This is a genomic window from Mesorhizobium sp. B2-8-5 (assembly GCF_006440675.2).
Classification (GTDB): Bacteria; Pseudomonadota; Alphaproteobacteria; order Rhizobiales; family Rhizobiaceae; genus Mesorhizobium.
This window is the reverse complement of sequence record NZ_CP083951.1, coordinates 456269-473569: the sequence shown is the minus strand read 5'-3', so window position 1 is coordinate 473569 and position 17301 is coordinate 456269. Positions and strand designations below refer to the sequence as shown.

Below are 17301 nucleotides of genomic sequence, written 5' to 3'. Positions count from 1 at the left end.
CGCCCCCCTCTGTCCTGCCGGACATCTCCCCCACTTGTGGGGAGATTGGCTGTCATCGATGATTTCGCCAATCACCGACGTTGCAGGACGGCAGCCGCCAGGCGTGGAGGCTGATCTCCCCCCTTGTGGGGGAGATGTCCGGCAGGACAGAGGGGGGCGCGAAGGATCGCCTGCCAAGACGATTATCAGGAGCATGTTATGAACATCCTCGAACGCTACCACGCCATGGAATACGGCCCGGCGCCGGAAGCCCGCAACGAGGCCGATGCCTGGCTCGCCGCGCGCGACTTCTCCAAGGCCCTGTTCATCGACGGCGCCTGGAAAGCGGCGGCCAGCGGCAAGACTTTTGAGACCAGCGAACCGTCCTCAGGCAAGCTGCTTGCCAAGGTCTCGGATGCGGGCGCCGCCGATATCGACGCCGCGGTCGCGGCCGCCGCCAAGGCGCTGCCGAAATGGAGCGCCAGTTCAGGCTATGCCCGCGCAAAAGTGCTCTATGCCATCGGCCGCGCCATGCAGCGCCACCAGCGCCTGTTCGCGGTGCTGGAATCGATCGACAACGGCAAGCCGATCCGCGAGAGCCGCGACATCGACGTGCCGCTGGTGATCCGCCACTTCATCCACCATGCCGGCTGGGCGCAGACGCTCGAGAAGGATTTTCCGTACCACAAGCCAGTCGGCGTCGTCGGCCAGGTCATCCCGTGGAATTTCCCGCTGCTGATGCTGGCCTGGAAGATCGCGCCGGCTCTTGCCGCCGGCTGCACGGTGGTGCTGAAGCCGGCCGAATTCACGCCGCTCACCGCCATTCTGTTCGCCGAGATCTGCGAGCGGGCGGGCGTGCCGAAAGGCGTCGTCAACATCGTCCAGGGCGGGCCGGAAGCGGGTGCCGCCATCGTCAATCATCCCGGTGTCCAGAAGATCGCCTTCACCGGTTCATCCGAAGTCGGCAAGATCATCCGCAAGGCGACGGCCGGCTCAGGGAAAAAACTGTCGCTGGAGCTTGGCGGCAAGTCGGCCTTCATCGTCTTCGAGGATGCCGATCTCGACAGCGCCGTCGAAGGCCTGGTCGACGGCATCTGGTTCAACCAGGGCCAGGTCTGCTGCGCCGGCTCGCGCCTCCTGGTGCAGGAGGGCATTGCGGAAGCACTTATCGCCAAGATCAAGGTCAGGATGAGCCGGCTGCGGGTCGGCAGCCCGCTCGACAAGAACACCGACATCGGCCCGTTGGTCGACCGCAGCCAGCTCGACCGCGTCAAGGGCCTGATCGCCGAGGGCGCCAAGCAAGGCGCCGTCTGCTGGCAGCCGGACGCCGCGCTGCCGACAACCGGCTATTATCATCTGCCGACGCTGGCGACGTCTGTTTCGCCGGCTAATATTCTGGTGCAGGAAGAGGTCTTCGGGCCGGTTCTGGCGACGATGAGCTTCCGCAACACCGAGGAAGCGATCGAGCTTGCCAATAACACGCGCTACGGCCTCGCCGCTTCGGTGTGGAGCGAGAACATCAATCTCGCGCTGCATGTCGCGCCGCAATTGAAGGCCGGCGTCGTCTGGGTCAACGGCACCAACATGTTCGACGCCGCCTGTGGCTTCGGCGGCTATCGCGAAAGCGGCTTCGGCCGCGAAGGCGGTCGCGAAGGCGTGTTCGAATATCTGTCGGTGAAGCTGCCCGTCGGGCCGGTCATCAAGCCGGCCGCGGCCGGCTCGGCCCAGCCGGTCGAGCAGGCCGACGGCTTGGCCATCGATCGCACGGCAAAGCTGTTCATCGGCGGCAAGCAGGTGCGGCCGGACGGCAATTATTCGCTCGCCGTTGCCACCGCCAAGGGCAAGCTGGCCGGCGAAGTCGGCCTCGGCAACCGCAAGGACATCCGCGATGCCGTCGCCGCCGCCCGCGCCTGCAAGGCCTGGCCGGACGCGACTGCCTATAACCGCAGCCAGGTGCTCTATTATTTCGCAGAGAACCTTTCGGGCCGCGCCGACGAGTTCGCCGCACGCCTTGTCCAGTTGACCGGTGTCACCGCCAAGGCCGCGCGCGAAGAGGTCGAGCAGTCGATCGAGCGGCTGTTCCTCTATGCCGGCCTCACCGACAAGTTCGAGGGCCGCGTCCACCAGCCGCCGGCCCGCGTCGTGACGCTCGCGCTGCATGAGCCGGTGGGCGTCGTCGGCATCGTCGCGCCGGACAACCAGCCGCTGCTCAACTTCATTTCGCTGGTCGCGCCGGCGCTCGCCATGGGCAACACGGTTGTTGCCGTCCCGTCGGAGCGCCATCCGCTTTTGGCGACCGACCTCTACCAGGTGATCGAATATTCCGACATTCCGGCCGGCGCCATCAACATCGTCACCGGCCGCAGCGCCGAGCTGGCCGGCGTGCTGGCCAAGCATGACGATGTCGACGGGCTCTGGGTGTTCGCCGACGCCGAAACCTGCGCCAAGGCGGAAGCCGACTCCATCGGCAACTTGAAGCGCGTCTGGACCGGCAATGGCCGCGCGCTCGACTGGGCGTCGGGCGAAGCTGCCGGCGAGGCTTTCCTGCGGCGCGCCATCGAGGTCAAGAACGTCTGGGTTCCTTATGGCGACTGAGGCCCTTCGCACGAGGCGCGTCCGCAACCTTGCGGCAACGATAGTCGGCGCGCCGGAGCTGGTCTGGTCGCTGTCGCGAAGGTGATGGCGTTCGGGCTTGACGCTCGCGCGCGTGTTCTTTAACGAGAAAAAACATCTTTATCTGTGAAGCAGGGACTTAGGCCGCACAATGCTGGCGGTCTGGCACACGACGCCGGGGCTGGCCATCGATAGAGGCGGACGCACTAAAGCAATTCCAGGAAAAGTATGAGCGGCTTTCCGTCCGGAATTGCGTCAAAACAAAGAGATAGAGCGGTTCGCCGTTTCCGTGAAACGGTCAGACGCTCCAGGCAGGCGAGGAGAAGAACATGGCGGATCTGGCAGGCAAAGTGGTCGTCGTCACCGCGGCGGCGCAAGGCATCGGCCGGGCTAGCGCGCTGGCCTTCGCCAAGGCGGGCGCGACCGTTCACGCCACCGATATCAACGAGCCGTTGCTGGCCGAGCTGGGCAAGACGCCCGGCATCAAGCCCCGCAAGCTCGATGTGCTGAACGACGCGGCCGTCGCCTCCGCCTTCGCCGAGATCGGCCGGGTCGATGTGCTGTTCAACTGCGCCGGTTTCGTCCATGGCGGCTCCATCCTAGAGATGAAGGACGAGGACCTCGACTTCGCGCTCAACCTCAACGTCCGTTCGATGATCCGCACCATCCGTGCCGTGCTGCCCGGCATGCTGGAGCGTGGCGACGGCTCGATCATCAACATGGCGTCGCTTGCCAGCTCGCAGAAGGGTGTGCCGAACCGCTTCGCCTACGGCCTGACCAAGGCGGCCGTGGTCGGCCTGACCAAGGCGGTCGCCGCGGACTATGTCGCCAAGGGCATACGCTGCAACGCCATCTGCCCGGGGACGGTCGAAAGTCCGTCGCTGCAGGACCGCATGCATGCCCAGGGCGACTATGAGGCGGCGCGCGCGGCTTTCATCGCCCGCCAGCCCATGGGCAGGCTTGGCACGCCGGAGGAAATCGCCGATCTCGCCGTCTACCTTGCCGGCGCCACCTACACCTCGGGGCAGGCCTACAACATCGACGGCGGCTGGTCGATCTGAGGGATCGGAACGGGCTTGGCAAGAGATCGGGGTTCTGCATCCATCAGTCTGAAAATCCTTTTCGCCAGATCGCCCGATGTGGCGTTCGCGCTTGCCGGGGATCAGATCGATGGCTACGGTCCGCCCGGCTTTCGCAACGTCACCCCAATCGAAACGAATTCTGCAAAATGGCTTCAGGCCGCACCTTAGGAGAAGAATGATGAAGTTGTTGCGCTATGGCGAAGTCGGCAGCGAAAAACCCGGCCTGCTCGATGCGGATGGGATGATCCGCGACCTTTCTGCTCATGTCGCCGATATCGCCGGCACGACGCTCCATCCGGCCTCGCTGGAGATGCTCTCGAAGCTCGATCCGAAGTCGCTGCCGGTGGTTTCCGGCAAGCCGCGCCTGGGCGCCTGTGTCGCCGGCACCGGAAAATTCATCTGCATCGGCCTGAACTATTCCGACCACGCCGCCGAGACCGGCGCCACCGTGCCGTCCGAGCCGATCATCTTCATGAAGGCAAGCTCGGCGATCGTCGGACCCGATGACGACGTGCTGATTCCGCGCGGCTCGGTCAAGACCGACTGGGAGGTCGAGCTCGGCGTCGTCATCGGCAAGACGGCGAAGTATGTCTCGGAGGAGGACGCGCTGGATTATGTTGCCGGCTACTGCGTTGCGCACGATGTTTCCGAGCGCGCCTTCCAGGCCGAGCGTCAGGGCCAGTGGACCAAGGGCAAGTCCTGCGACACCTTCGGCCCGACCGGCCCGTGGCTGGTGACCAAGGACGAGGTCGCCGATCCGCAGAACCTCAAGATGTGGCTGACCGTCAACGGCAAGACGATGCAGAACGGCTCGACCAAGACCATGGTCTACGGCGTGAAGTATCTGGTGTCCTATCTCAGCCAGTTCATGTCGCTGCATCCCGGCGACATCATCTCCACCGGCACGCCGCCCGGCGTTGGCCTCGGCATGAAGCCGCCGGTGTTCCTGAAGGCCGGCGACGTCGTCGAGCTCGGCATCGAAGGGCTCGGCCAGCAGAAGCAGACGTTCAAGGCTGACGAGTAACGCAGACTTTCCGTTCTCTCCTTTTGATATTCCGGAAGTGAGAAGGTGGTTTCGCGCCCTTCCTCTCCCCCCTCCGGAGGGAGAGGAAAGAAACTCCGCCTACTTCAACACCTTCCCATCCGCCCCAAACCTGTACGTCTTCGCCGCATCGGGCGTCGCATAGAGCGTCGCGCCCGGCTCGGCATTGTAGACGCCGAAGATGCGCACCGTGATCAGCCCGGCCTTCTCGCAGTCGAGATAGAGGTTGGTGTCGGCGCCGAGATGCTCGGCATGCACGACCGTGCCTTTCCAGCCGCCGGACTTCGTATCGACCGTCAGATGCTCCGGCCGCACGCCTACGGTCTTCGCCGTCTCGCCGAGCTTGGCGCCGTCGATAAAATTCATCTTCGGCGAGCCGATGAAGCCGGCGACGAATTCATTAGCCGGAGAATTATAGAGCTCCATCGGGCTGCCGATCTGCTCGATGCGGCCGGCATTGAGCACGACGATCTTGTCGGCCAGCGTCATCGCCTCGACCTGGTCGTGGGTGACGTAGATCATCGTCGCCTTCAGCCGCCGATGCAACTGCGCGATCTCAAGCCTGGTGTTCACGCGCAAGGCGGCATCGAGGTTGGACAACGGTTCGTCGAAGAGAAAAAGCTTCGGCTCGCGCACGACGGCGCGGCCGATGGCGACGCGCTGGCGCTGTCCGCCCGACAACTCCGCCGGCCGGCGCTCGAGATAGGGCTCGAGCGACAGCATGGCGGAAGCGATCTTGATGCGGCGCTCGATCTCGACCGCCGGCGTGCCGGCCTGCTTCAGGCCCAGCGCCATATTGTTCTTCACCGTCAGATGCGGGTAGAGCGCGTAAGTCTGGAACACCATGGCGATGCCGCGTTTCGCCGGAGGCGTGATCGAGACATCGGCGCCGTCGATCAGCACGCGGCCGGAGGTCGAGTCCTCAAGCCCGGCGATGACGCGCAGCAGCGTCGATTTTCCGCAACCGGACGGGCCGACGAAGACGACGAACTCGCCGTCCGTCACCTCGAGGTCGATGCCCTTCAGAACCTCGACCGGCCCGAAAGCCTTCTTCACATTCTCGATCTTCAGCGAGCCCACGGCTTCGTTCCTGTTCTAGAGTTTGACGGCGTTGCCTGTGCGCACGCTCTCGTCGGCGGCGAGGCATACGGCGAGCGATTTCACGGCATCGTCCATGTGGCGGGTGAGGTCGATATTTTCGCGGATGGCCTTGAGCAGGAAGGCTTGCTCCAGGTCGCAGAGCTCCTGATGGCCGGGCTCGCCTTCCATCGACAGCAGCTGGTCTTCCCTGGCGAATTTACCGTCCGGTCCGGTCTCGGCGTTGTGCAGCCGGATGGTCGAGGTCTTGGTGTGGGTGTCGATGTCGTCGGACTTGACGCCCTCCTTCATCACGATCGACACGCAACCCTTGGGCGACATCACATCCTTCACGAAGAAGGCCGTCTCCGAGATCATCGGCCCCCAGCCGGCCTCGTACCAGCCGACCGAGCCGTCCTCGAACAGCACCTGCAGGTGCCCGTAATTGTACATCGACGGCGCCACCTCGTCGCTCAGCCGCACCCCCATGCCGCGCACTTCGACCGGCCTGGCGTCGGTGATCTGCAGCATGACGTCGAGATAGTGCACGCCGCAGTCGACGATCGGCGAGGTCGTCTGCATCAATTGCTTGTGCGTCCCCCAGGTATGGCCGGAGGATTGCTGGTTGAGGTTCATGCGGAAGACATATGGCCCGCCGAGCTTGCGCGCCTCGGCGATCAGCCGCACCCAGGACGGATGGTGGCGCAGGATATAGCCGATCACCAGTTTCCTGCCGTTGGCCTTGGCGGCGTCGACGACGCGCTTTGCGTCGGCAACCGTGGTCGCCAGCGGCTTCTCGACGAAGACATGGCAGCCGGCCTCGAAGGCCCTGACCGCATAATCGGCGTGGCTGTCGGAATAGGTGGCGATCGCCGCGACGTCGGGCTTCTCGTCGCGCAGCGCGTCCACGAAGGAGCGTCTGATGCCGTAGCTCCCGAGCCCGTCCGGCAGCGGCACGTCGGAACGGTTGACGAGTGCCGCGATCTCGAAGCCCGGATTGGTATGATAGGCCAGCGCATGGCTGCGGCCCATATTGCCGAGCCCGGCGACGACAACGCGAAGGGGTTTATCGCTCACAGACTGCTCCACTTTCTCTTGAGACGGTGTCACCCCACCCGGCGCTATGCGCCGACCTCCCCATCAAGGGGAGGTAGGGCGTTGGCGTGAACATCCCCATCGCCGAAGAAGCTGCTATGAACCGAGGACACTGGCGGTCGAAAATAAAGCGGCGGCCTTCTACCTCCCCTTGATGGGGAGGTCGGCGCGAAGCGCCGGGCGGGGTGAAGCGCAGCCCTATGGAGAGATGGCTGCTACGGCTCACTTGACGGCTCCGGAAGTGATGCCGCGGATCAGCTGCCGCGAGAAGATGACATAGAGGATCAGCACCGGCAGGATCGCCAGCGACAGCGCCGCCAGGATCGCGTTCCAGTTGGTGACGAACTGGCCGAGAAAGAGCTGCGCGCCGAGCGTCACGGTCTTGGTCTCTTCCGAAGGCGCCAGGATCAGCGGGAACCACAGATCGTTCCAGATCGGGATCATTGTGAAGACGGCGACGGTCGCCATCGCCGGCCGCACCAGCGGCAGCACAAGGCGGAAGAAGATCGTGTATTCCGAGAGCCCGTCTATGCGGCCTGCGTTCTTCAGATCGCTGGACACCTGCTTCATGAATTCGGACAGGATGAAGATCGCCAGCGGCAGCCCTTGCGCCGTGTAGACCAGGATCAGCGCCGTCAGCGTGTTGACCAGCCCGCTCGCCACCATCAATTGCAGGATGGCGACGGTGCCGAGCCTGATCGGGATCATGATGCCGAGCGCCAGGTAAAGACCCATCAGCGTGTTGCCGCGGAAGCGGTATTCCGACAGCGCGAAGGCGGCCATCGCCCCGAACAGCAGCACGAAGAACAGCGAGGCGACGGTGACGACGAGGCTGTTCTGGAAATAGTGGAAGAAATCGCCCTGGCCGAACACCGTGGTGTAGCCGATCAGGTCGAAGGTCTTCGTCGTCGGCGGCGTCAGCGGCGCGCCGAAAATGCCCGCGCGAGACTTGAACGAATTCATCACCACCAGGATCACCGGAAACAGCGCGATCGCCGTGTAGGTCAGCAGAATCGCATGCGCGCCGATGGTGCGGGGAAGCGAACGGGTGGCTGTGCTCATGGCGCGCCTCAGAACTGGTAGCGACGCAGGCGCGTCTGCACGAGGAACAGGTAGACGCAGACGCCGGCCAGAATGATCAGGAACATGATCGTAGCGATCGCCGCGCCCATGTTGGGGTCGCCGACCTGCAGCTGGAAGCCGAAGAAGGCGCGGTAGAGGAAGGTGCCGAGGATGTCGGTCGAATAATTCGGCCCGGCCAGCGCCCCTTGCGCCGTGTAGATCAGGTCGAAAGCGTTGAAATTGCCGACGAAGGTCAGGATCGAGATGATGCCGATCGAGGGCAGGATCAGCGGCAGCTTGATCTTCCAGAACTGCGCCATGCCGGTGACGCCGTCGCATTCGGCCGCCTCGATCACCTCGTCGGGGATCGACAGAAGCGCCGCGTAGATCAGCATCATAGGGATGCCGACGAACTGCCAGACCGACACCAGGCTGAGCGCGGTGAGCGCATATTGCTCCTTGCCGAGCCATGGCGTGAACAGGCTCTTCAGGCCGACGAAATCGAGCAGATGCGGCGCCACGCCCCACAGCGGCGACAGGATCAGCTTCCAGGCGAAGCCGACGATGACGAAGGACAGGATCGTCGGCACGAAGATCGCCGTGCGGTAGAAGGCGGTGAAGCGCAGCCTGGGGCTGGAAAGCAGCGCCGCGAGCAGGATGCCGATCGGGTTCTGCACCAGCATGTGGATGATGAAGAACCAGACATTGTTCCGCAGCGCATTCCAGAAATTCACCGACCAGTTCGGATCGCCGAACAGCGTGCGGAAATTGCCCAGTCCGACAAAGACCTGGGACTGGTCTATGTTGCGGAACAGCGAGAGCTGCAGCGTGCCGAACAGCGGCAGGATCATGAATGCGGTGTAGACCAGCACCGCCGGCGCCAGGAAGACGCCGACATGCCAGCGGATCGATCTTTTCGGTCGCGTTTCTGCAGCCATGAGTTCGGTAGCCATGAGTTCGGTTCCCCGCCGTCTCTGGATTCCAGTTCGGTTGATGCTAGCTGATGCCTCGATGCACGGCTTGGCTGTCCCCTTCGAGGAGAAAGACAAGGCCAGCGACAGATCGGCTCCGTCTTCCCCCGCAAGGTGAGGGTAAGACCGGGAGGCCGCGCCGACAATCGCTATGTGGAGCTGTTTGAATGCCGGCCGGGCTCGCGCCCGGCCGGCATCGCAATCGAGGCTCTTACTTCGCCGGCTTATACCAGCTGTCGAGGCCGGCCTGCAGCTTCTTGGCCGCGGCTTCCGGGGTATCGGTGCCGTTGATCACATTGGCCGATTCGACCCAGGTCTCGTTCTCGAGGTTCGGCGTGCCGCGCGACAGGATCTGGTAGGTCGAGCGGATCGTCGACTTGCACTTGCCGCGCCAGGAAACGAACTCCTGCGCCAACGGGTCTTCCATCTTCACCGGCGAGGAGTTCAGGCTGAAGAAGCCCGGCAGCGCGTTGGCGTAGATGGTGGCGAAATCCGGCGAGGCCACCCAGGACAGGAAGGTCTTTGCCGCATCCGCGTGCTTGGAAGCAGCGTTCAGGCCCATGCCGATGTCGGTATGGTCGGAGATGTAGCAGGTGTCGCCGGCCTTCTCGACCGGCGGCGGGAAGGCGCCCATCTTGAACTGGGCCTGGGTGTTGAACAGGCCGATTTCCCACGAGCCGGCCGGGTAGATGGCGGCGCGGCCGAGCGTGAACAGGTTCTGGCTGTCCGGATAGGTCTGCGCCTCGAAGCCGTCGCCGAGATACGGCTTCCACTTGGCCAGTTCCTCATAGGGCGCGACCCAGTCCTTGTCGGTCAGCTTCTGCTCGCCCTTGATCAGGGCCGCGCGGCCTTCTTCGCCCTTCCAGTAGTTCGGGCCGATATTCTGGTAGCCCATGGTCGCGGCTTCCCAGAGGTCCTTGGTGCCCATCGCCATCGGGATGTAGGTGCCGTCGGCCTTGATCTTGTCGAGCACGGCGAAGAACTCGTCGCGGGTCGTCGGCACCTTCAGGCCGAGCTTGTCGAACGCGTCCTTGTTGTAGATGAAGCCGTGGATGACCGAGGCCATCGGCACGCAGAAGCTCGACTTGCCGTCGTCGGTCTGCCAGGCGGACTTGGCGACGGGCGAGAAGTTTTCCATGCCCGGCAGCGAGCTAAGGTCGGCGAGGTTGCCCTTCTTGAACAACTCGAGCGACTTGTCGAAGGGGCGGCAGGTGATCAGGTCGCCCGCCGAGCCGGCGGCGAGCTTGGCGCCGAGGGCCGCGTCATACTCGGTCGGGGCCGAAGGCGCGAACACCACCTTGATGCCGGGGTTCTTGGCTTCGAAGGCCGGGATCAGCTTGTCCTTCCAGATGGTCAGGTCGTCGCCGCGCCAGCTTTCGATGTTGAGCGTTACGTCCTCGGCCAGCGCCATCCCGGTCGTGCCGAGGATGCTTGTGCCGAGCAGAAGGGCCGTCAGTAGTTTGGTCTTCATCTTCAGTCTCCCTGTTGACCTTTTTCAGGTTCCGTTTTGATGAGAACAGGGGCTCAGCGCCCCTTGCTCCCCTCGCAAGCCCGTTTCACCCCGATGGAAATCGGGATGAAACAGGCCCTACTTCTTTGTTAGGGCATGATCTTTTCCGAAAAGCGGGTTCCACTTTTCGGGATCATGCCCCAGCGCGGAAAGCGCCGGCCGAAGCTTCTGGCCGGTTCCTTCCAGTATCTTCTCGGCCGCGTCGGCGTTGGCGGCGCCGGCGGCGAGCAGAATGGCGGTCTTGACGCCGCCGCCGCTTTCCTCGAGCAGGCGGGCGGCGTCGTCGCGGCTCTTGCCGCTGATGGCGGCGACCATGCGCACGGCGCGGTCGCGCAGCTTGATGTTGTCGGCGGTGAGATTGACCATGTAGCCGTCATGGACATGGCCGAGATGGATGGCGGCGAGCGTCGACAGCATGTTGAGCGCGATCTTCTGCGCGGTGCCCGCGCCCATGCGCGTCGAGCCGGCGATCAACTCCGGGGGCGTTTCGAGCAGGATGGCGACGTCGGCTTGCTTGAACAGCGCGGCGCCCCGGTTGTTGGCGATGGCGATGGTGGCGGCGCCCCCGCGCCGCGCGTCCTGCAGCGCCTGGACCGCATAAGGGGTCGAGCCGCTGGCTGAAATGGCGATCAGGCAGTCGCCCTTGCCGATATCGGCCGCGGCAACGGCCGTCGCTGCTTCCCCGGTGTCGTCCTCCGGTCCGCCGGCCAGCGTGCGGAAGGCCTCGTCGCCGCCCGCGATCAGGATGGCGATGCGGTCGCGCGCAATGCCGAACGTGCCGGGCAGTTCCAGCGCATCGGCCAGCGCCATAAGGCCGGAGCTGCCGGCCGCCGCATAGGCGAGCCTGCCGCCGCTCTTCAACTGCTTCGCGATGAGTTCGGCGGCAACGGCGATTGCCGGAATGGCGCCGTGCACGGCCTTGCTGGCCTCGATCTGGGCATTGGCCAGGAACGCCAGAATGGCTTCCGGAGCCTGGACATCCAGCCCCTCGGCATTCTGGTGAAGCGCTTCCGTGCGCGTCTCGGCCATCCAGTTTCCTCCAACTGAGCGAAACAATACCAAAAAAATACCACTTGTCCACACGCATTAACGAATTTCAGGCAGGGGAATTTGCTTGCCGGCAAATTGCTACGGGTTTTCAATAAAATACGCCTTAATCTTTTTTGAACCGAAATTAACTCTTGGCTATTGGTATTTTATTGGTATTATCCGGGCCGAGGAGAAAATCGCGTGAAATTCGTGCTCGGCATCGATGGCGGCGGCACCAGCTGCAGGGCGGCCCTTGCGACCGTCGACGGCGCTGTCGTCGGCCGCGCCAAAAGCGGCGCCGCCAACATCCGTACCGACCTCACCGGCGCCCGCGCCAACATCGTCGAGGCGGCCAGGCAGGCTTTCCTCGCCGCCGGCCACGATCCGGAGCTGATCCCGCGGACACCTGCCATCCTTGGCCTCGCCGGCGCCAATGTCGGCACCTATCGGCAGCAGCTCGAGGCAATCCTGCCTTTCAGCCAAAGCCGTGTCGAAACCGATGCCGAGATCGCGCTCGAAGGCGCGGTCGGTTCCGGCGACGGCGCCATGGCCATCTTGGGCACCGGCACCGCCTATATGGCGCGTAAGGGCGGAAAATCGCGCGCCATCGGCGGCTGGGGTTTCCAGGTCGGCGACCAGGGCAGCGGCGCCCGCATCGGCCGCGACCTGCTCGAGCAGACGCTGCTTGCCTATGACGGCATTCGTCCAGGCTCCCCCTTGACCGACGCCATGCTCGCCGTCTTCCGCAACAATCCGGAAGACGTGGTCGAATTCACCACCAACGCCAAGCCGGGCGATTTCGGCGGCTTCGCGCCAAAGGTCTTCGACCATGCCGAAAAGGGCGATCTCGTCGCCAATTGGATCCTCGGCAAGGCGGTGGCCGATGTCGAGGCTTCGCTCGGCGCGCTCGATCTCGCCGAAGATGCCCCGCTCTGCCTGCTCGGCGGCCTGGCGCCGCTTTATGCGCCGCGTCTCTCGGCGCGCTATCAGGCGCTGCTGAAAGCTCCGCTCGACGACGCGCTCGGCGGCGCCGTGCAGATGGCCTTGCGCATCTTCGCCAGGGGTTCGGAGGTCGGCCGATGAGCGCCGCCGACCAGATCTTCGCCATGCTGCCGGAGGCGCCGCGATGAGCGCCGCCGACCAGATCTTCGCCATGCTGAAAGAGTCCTCGCAGAGCGGTGCGCCGCTCTATCTGCAGCTGAGGAGAAGCATCGAGGAAGCGGTCAATCGCGGCTTGATCGGCCCCGGCGACGCGCTGCCGTCCGAGCGCGACATCGCCAGCAAGGCCGATATCTCGCGCGTCACCGTGCGCAAGGCGGTGCAGGACCTGGTCAAGGGTGGCATCCTCGTGCAGCGTCATGGCTCGGGCACCTTCGTCGCGCCGCGCATGGAGCGCGTCGAGCAGTCGCTGTCGCGGCTCACCTCCTTCACCGAGGACATGGCGCGCCGCGGCATGAATGTGCGCTCCGTCTGGCTGGACCGCGGCCTCTATGCGCCGTCGCCGGACGAGATGATGGTGCTGGGCCTGTCATCGACCGAACTGGTGGCGCGCGTCGCGCGCCTGCGCATCGCCAACGACACGCCGCTGGCGATCGAGCGCGCCGCGCTCTCGGCCAGCGTCCTGCCCGACCCCGAGGCGATCGGCTCCTCGCTCTATGCGGCGCTGGGCACGACCGGCAATCGCCCGGTACGCGCCGTGCAGCGCATCTCGGCCACCAACCTCGGCGACGCCGATGCGCGCCTGCTGGAAGTGCCGCCGGGGGTTGCCGGTCTGCAGATCGAGCGCATTTCCTATCTGGCAAGCGGCAAGGTGATCGAGTTCACCCGCTCGGTCTACAGGGGCGACGCCTATGATTTCGTCGCGGAACTCCGGCTGACCGGGCCGGGAGAGGAGATCCGGCAATGATGGCAAACACCACCCATATGCGGCGCGAGATCGATGAGATCCCTGAAGCCGCCGCCCGCCTTCTCGACGGCTCGGCTTCGGCTTTGGCCGAGGCCGGTCGCGGCCTGCGCGAGCGCGACCCGCATTTCGTCGTCACCGTGGCGCGCGGCTCGTCCGACCACGCCGCGACCTTCATGAAATATGCCGTCGAGCTGACGGCGGGCCTTGCCGTCGCCTCGGTCGGGCCGTCGATCGCGTCCATTTATGGCGCCAAGCTCAGGCTGCGCGGCTCCGCATGCCTGGCGGTCTCGCAGTCGGGCAAAAGCCCCGATATCGTCGCCATGGCCGAAACGGCAAGGGCCGGAGGAGCGCTCACTGTCGCGATCACCAACACGGCCGACTCGCCGTTGGCGCGCGCCTCGGATTATGCCATCGACATCCTGGCAGGGCCGGAACGCTCCGTCGCCGCCACCAAGACCTTCGTCAATTCGGCCGTCGCCGGCCTTGCGCTGATGGCGCACGCGACCGACGACCAGCCGTTGCTGAAGGCGCTCGCCGGCCTGCCTGGCCATTTCGAGAAGGCGATCGCCTGCGACTGGATGGCGCTTGCCGGCGCGCTGGAGAACCCGCAGTCGCTGTTCATCCTCGGCCGCGGCCCATCCTTCGCGATCGCCAGCGAGGCGGCGCTGAAGTTCAAGGAAACCTGCGCCATGCATGCCGAGGCCTACAGCGCCGCAGAGGTCATGCATGGGCCGCTGGCGCTGGTCGGACCGGGTTTCCCGGTTCTGGCGCTTGCCGCGCGCGATGCGTCCGAACCCTCGGTCGCCGAGGCGGCCGACGGGCTGACGGCCAAGGGCGCGGCCGCCTTCATCACCTCCGACAAGGCGAAGGCCGCGAAACTCCTGCCGCATGTCGCCACCGGCCACCCGCTGACCGATCCGCTGCCGCTGATCGTGTCCTTCTACGGCTTCGTCGAGGCCTTCGCGCGCCATCGCGGCCTCGACCCCGACACGCCGCGCAACCTGCGCAAAGTGACGGAAACCGTATGAGCGACCGTTTCGCACTCACCGGCGCCCGCATCTTCGACGGTGCCGACTGGCATGACAACGCCGCCCTTGTCGTCAAGGGCGACGCGGTCGAGGCCATCCTGCCCGCAGGCGCGATTCCGTCCGGCGTTCCGGCGGTCGAGACCGGTGGTGGCCTGCTGGTGCCTGGTTTCGTCGACATCCAGGTCAATGGCGGCGGCGGCGTGATGCTCAACGACCATCCCGACGTCGCCTCGATTGAGACCATCTGCCGGGCGCACGCGCCCTTCGGCACCACCGCGCTGCTGGTGACGCTGATCACCGACACGCCGGCCGTCACCGCCGCCGCCATCGCCGCCGGCGCCGAGGCGGCCCGGGAAAAGGCGCCGGGCTTCCTCGGCCTGCATCTGGAAGGGCCGCATCTCTCCGTAGCCCGCAAGGGCGCGCATGATCCGGCGCTGATCCGGCCGATGACCGATGCCGACCAGGCCGCGCTCATTGCGGCGCGCAAAGAGCTTCCGGTGCTGCTTACCACGATCGCCCCGGAATCGGTCGAACCGGTCCGTGTCACGGCGCTGGCCAAGGCCGGCGTCGTCGTCAGTCTCGGCCATAGCGATACCGATTATTCGACCGCCAGTGCCTTTGCCGGCGCCGGCGCCACGGTGGTGACGCATCTGTTCAACGCCATGAGCCAGATCGGCAACCGCGAGCCGGGTCTGGCGGGCGCTGCGATCGACACCGGCGGTCTGTACGCCGGCATCATCGCCGACGGCATCCATGTCCATCCCGCGACGATGATCCTGGCGCTGCGCGGCAAGCAGGGACCGGGCAAGATCGTGCTGGTCACCGACGCCATGGCGACGATCGGCACCGATATGACGTCGTTCACGCTGAACGGCCGCACCATCTACCGCAAGGACGGCAGCCTCAGGCTTGCCGACGGAACGCTGGCCGGCGCCGACCTGGACATGATTTCCGCCGTCCGCTTCGTCCACCGCGTCGTCGGCCTCGACCTCGACGAGGCCTTGCGCATGGCCTCGCTCTATCCGGCCGAAGCAATCGGCCAGGCGCATCGCCTCGGCCGCTTCGCCAACGGCACCGCCGCCGACATTGTCGGCCTGTCGGAGGGGCTGGATGTCAGGAACGTCTGGATCGGCGGCAACAAGGTTTTTGGGGCGTAGGCCTCCGCGATTTTCGTCATCCTCGGGTCTGCGCGCGTCGCTTCGCTCCTTGCTCCGCCCTAGAATGACGAAGCGATGGGCGTTTCGGCTAACCTCCGAGGCCTGCGGCTCGATAATCGTTAGCCGGCTCCACGCACCGCGTAGATATCCTTGTACGACTCGCGCAGCACGTTCTTCTGCACCTTGCCCATCGTGTTGCGCGGCAGTTCGTCGACGAAGATCACCTGCTTCGGGTGCTTGTATTTCGCCAGCCGGCCGGCGATGGCGCCGGCAATGTCGGCGGCGCTGATCGCCGATCCCGGCTTGCGCACCACGACCGCGGTGACACCTTCGCCGAAATCCGGATGGGCGACGCCCACAACCGCGCTTTCGCTGACGCCGTCGAGCGCGTCGATCTCGCTCTCGATCTCTTTCGGATAGACATTGTAGCCGCCCGAGATGATCAGGTCCTTGCCGCGCCCGACGATGTGGACATAGCCGTCGGTATCGATCAGCCCGAGATCGCCGGTGATGAAGAAGCCGTCGTCGCGGAACTCGGCCCTGGTCTTTTCGGGCATGCGCCAATAGCCGGCAAAGACGTTCGGGCCCTTGACCTCGATCATGCCGGTCTCGCCCTGGGCCAGCGGCTTGGCGGTCTCGGGGTCGGTGATGCGCAATGAGACGCCGGGCAAGGGGAACCCGACCGTGCCGGCGCGCCGTTCGCCGTCATAGGGATTGGACGTGTTCATGTTGGTCTCGGTCATGCCGTAGCGCTCGAGGATGGCGTGGCCGGTGCGCTCGCGCCAGGCCTTGTGCGTCTCGGCGAGTAGCGGCGCCGAGCCGGAGATGAAGACTCGGATGGCCTTGGCCGCTTCGCGCGTCAGGCCGTGCTGCTGCAACAGCCGTACATAGAAGGTCGGCACGCCCATCAGCGCGGTCGCGCGCGGCATCAGCGACAGGATGCGCGCCGGGTCGAATTTCTGCTCGAAGAACATTTTCGCGCCGGCCATCAGGATGACGTTGGTGGCCACGAACAGGCCGTGCGTATGGAAGATCGGCAGCGCATGGATCAGCACGTCGTCGGCGCCGAAGCGCCACTGCTCCACCAGCACGCGAGCATTGGAAGCAAGGTTCTCGTGGCTGAGCATCGCGCCCTTGGAACGGCCGGTCGTGCCGGACGTGTAGAGGATAGCGGCAAGATCGTCCGGCCCGCGCGCGACATCGCTGAAATCCGTCGCCTGCCGCGAAGCCTGGCTGGCGAGCGTTCCCTGCCCGTCGCGGCTGAGCGTGAGCACCGTCGCGCCGATCGATGCGGCAAGCGGCTCGACGCCCGAAAGACGGTCCGGATCGCACACGATCAGCCTCGGCTCGGCGTCGCGGAAGAAATAGTCGAGCTCTGGCAGCGTGTAGGCGGTGTTGAGCGGCAGGAAGACCGCGCCGGCGCGTAACGTGGCGAGATAGAGCAGCGCCGCCTCCGGGCTCTTCTCGACCTGGACGGCGACGCGGTCGCCGGGCTCGACGCCGGCCTGCGCCAGCGCATGCGCCAGTTGCGCCGACTTCGCCAGCATGTCGCCATAGGTGATCGAACGGCCGTCATCCGTCTCCATCAGCAGCCGGTCTGGCGCCGGCATATGGGAACGGAAAGCGCCGAAGAGATGATTGGTCATGAAATGTCCTCTGGAGCAATTCGAGGAGAGGCGGTTTTCATTCCGAATTGCGTCAAAACAAGGAGTTAGAGCGGTTCTCCGTTTCCGTGAAACGGCGAACCGCT

14 protein-coding genes are annotated in these 17301 nt (G+C 65.0%); 7 read left to right on the top strand and 7 right to left on the bottom strand.

Translation table 11 applies throughout. From position 1 onward, the window contains the following. Positions 1–198 precede the first annotated feature (198 nt). From FJ430_RS02190 to FJ430_RS02180, 3 genes are all read left to right on the top strand, one after another. A complete protein-coding gene (locus FJ430_RS02190) occupies positions 199–2574 on the top strand; it encodes an aldehyde dehydrogenase family protein (protein ID WP_140702135.1) in 2376 nt (791 codons plus the stop codon). Positions 2575–2921: 347 nt separating this feature from the next. Next, positions 2922–3653, top strand: coding sequence for an SDR family oxidoreductase (locus FJ430_RS02185; protein WP_140702137.1), 732 nt, complete (start codon positions 2922–2924; stop codon positions 3651–3653). Positions 3654–3852: 199 nt separating this feature from the next. Then, the gene (locus FJ430_RS02180) at positions 3853–4698 is read left to right on the top strand and encodes a fumarylacetoacetate hydrolase family protein (RefSeq protein ID WP_140702139.1); all 846 of its coding nucleotides are present in this window, start codon (positions 3853–3855) and stop codon (positions 4696–4698) included. A 99-nt stretch (positions 4699–4797) separates the two neighbouring features. Here FJ430_RS02180 and FJ430_RS02175 read toward each other — a convergent pair whose 3' ends face one another. The 6 genes from FJ430_RS02175 to FJ430_RS02150 all read right to left on the bottom strand — a co-directional run bounded on the left by FJ430_RS02175 (position 4798) and on the right by FJ430_RS02150 (position 11460). Further along, positions 4798–5796, bottom strand: coding sequence for an ABC transporter ATP-binding protein (locus FJ430_RS02175; protein ID WP_140702141.1), 999 nt, complete (start codon positions 5794–5796; stop codon positions 4798–4800). Between the two features lie 15 nt (positions 5797–5811). Further along, the gene (locus FJ430_RS02170; RefSeq protein ID WP_413467856.1) at positions 5812–6825 is read right to left on the bottom strand and encodes a Gfo/Idh/MocA family protein; all 1014 of its coding nucleotides are present in this window, start codon (positions 6823–6825) and stop codon (positions 5812–5814) included. 285 nt (positions 6826–7110) lie between these two features. Further along, entirely contained in the window at positions 7111–7950 is an 840-nt protein-coding gene (locus FJ430_RS02165) for a carbohydrate ABC transporter permease (RefSeq protein WP_140648045.1), read from the bottom strand. A gap of 8 nt (positions 7951–7958) precedes the next feature. Beyond that, the gene (locus tag FJ430_RS02160) at positions 7959–8888 is read right to left on the bottom strand and encodes a carbohydrate ABC transporter permease (RefSeq protein WP_140702840.1); all 930 of its coding nucleotides are present in this window, start codon (positions 8886–8888) and stop codon (positions 7959–7961) included. A 244-nt stretch (positions 8889–9132) separates the two neighbouring features. Then, positions 9133–10392: an ABC transporter substrate-binding protein gene (locus tag FJ430_RS02155; protein ID WP_140702145.1), complete on the bottom strand. Its 1260-nt coding sequence runs from the start codon at positions 10390–10392 to the stop codon at positions 9133–9135. Between the two features lie 117 nt (positions 10393–10509). After that, positions 10510–11460 (bottom strand): N-acetylmuramic acid 6-phosphate etherase, encoded by a 951-nt coding sequence (locus tag FJ430_RS02150; RefSeq protein WP_140702146.1) that lies wholly within the window; start codon positions 11458–11460, stop codon positions 10510–10512. Positions 11461–11661: 201 nt separating this feature from the next. Here FJ430_RS02150 and FJ430_RS02145 point away from each other — a divergent pair, with 201 nt between their 5' ends. The 4 genes from FJ430_RS02145 to nagA are packed head-to-tail and all read left to right on the top strand — an operon-like array spanning position 11662 to position 15551. Continuing rightward, positions 11662–12543 carry an N-acetylglucosamine kinase gene (locus FJ430_RS02145; protein ID WP_140702148.1) on the top strand — a complete coding sequence of 294 codons (882 nt, stop codon included), beginning with the start codon at positions 11662–11664 and terminating at the stop codon, positions 12541–12543. A gap of 43 nt (positions 12544–12586) precedes the next feature. Beyond that, the gene (locus tag FJ430_RS02140; protein WP_140659693.1) at positions 12587–13366 is read left to right on the top strand and encodes a GntR family transcriptional regulator; all 780 of its coding nucleotides are present in this window, start codon (positions 12587–12589) and stop codon (positions 13364–13366) included. Then, positions 13363–14394, top strand: a complete 1032-nt coding sequence (locus FJ430_RS02135; RefSeq protein ID WP_140702151.1) for an SIS domain-containing protein — start codon at positions 13363–13365, stop codon at positions 14392–14394. Before FJ430_RS02140 ends, FJ430_RS02135 begins: the two co-directional genes overlap by 4 nt. Further along, the gene (nagA, locus tag FJ430_RS02130; RefSeq protein ID WP_140702153.1) at positions 14391–15551 is read left to right on the top strand and encodes an N-acetylglucosamine-6-phosphate deacetylase; all 1161 of its coding nucleotides are present in this window, start codon (positions 14391–14393) and stop codon (positions 15549–15551) included. The genes FJ430_RS02135 and nagA overlap by 4 nt, the downstream gene beginning before the upstream one ends. 119 nt (positions 15552–15670) lie before the next feature. On the opposite strand, the gene FJ430_RS02125 is transcribed toward nagA, so the two are convergent. Further along, positions 15671–17197, bottom strand: a complete 1527-nt coding sequence (locus tag FJ430_RS02125) for a malonate--CoA ligase (RefSeq protein WP_140702155.1) — start codon at positions 17195–17197, stop codon at positions 15671–15673. Positions 17198–17301: the final 104 nt, after the last annotated feature.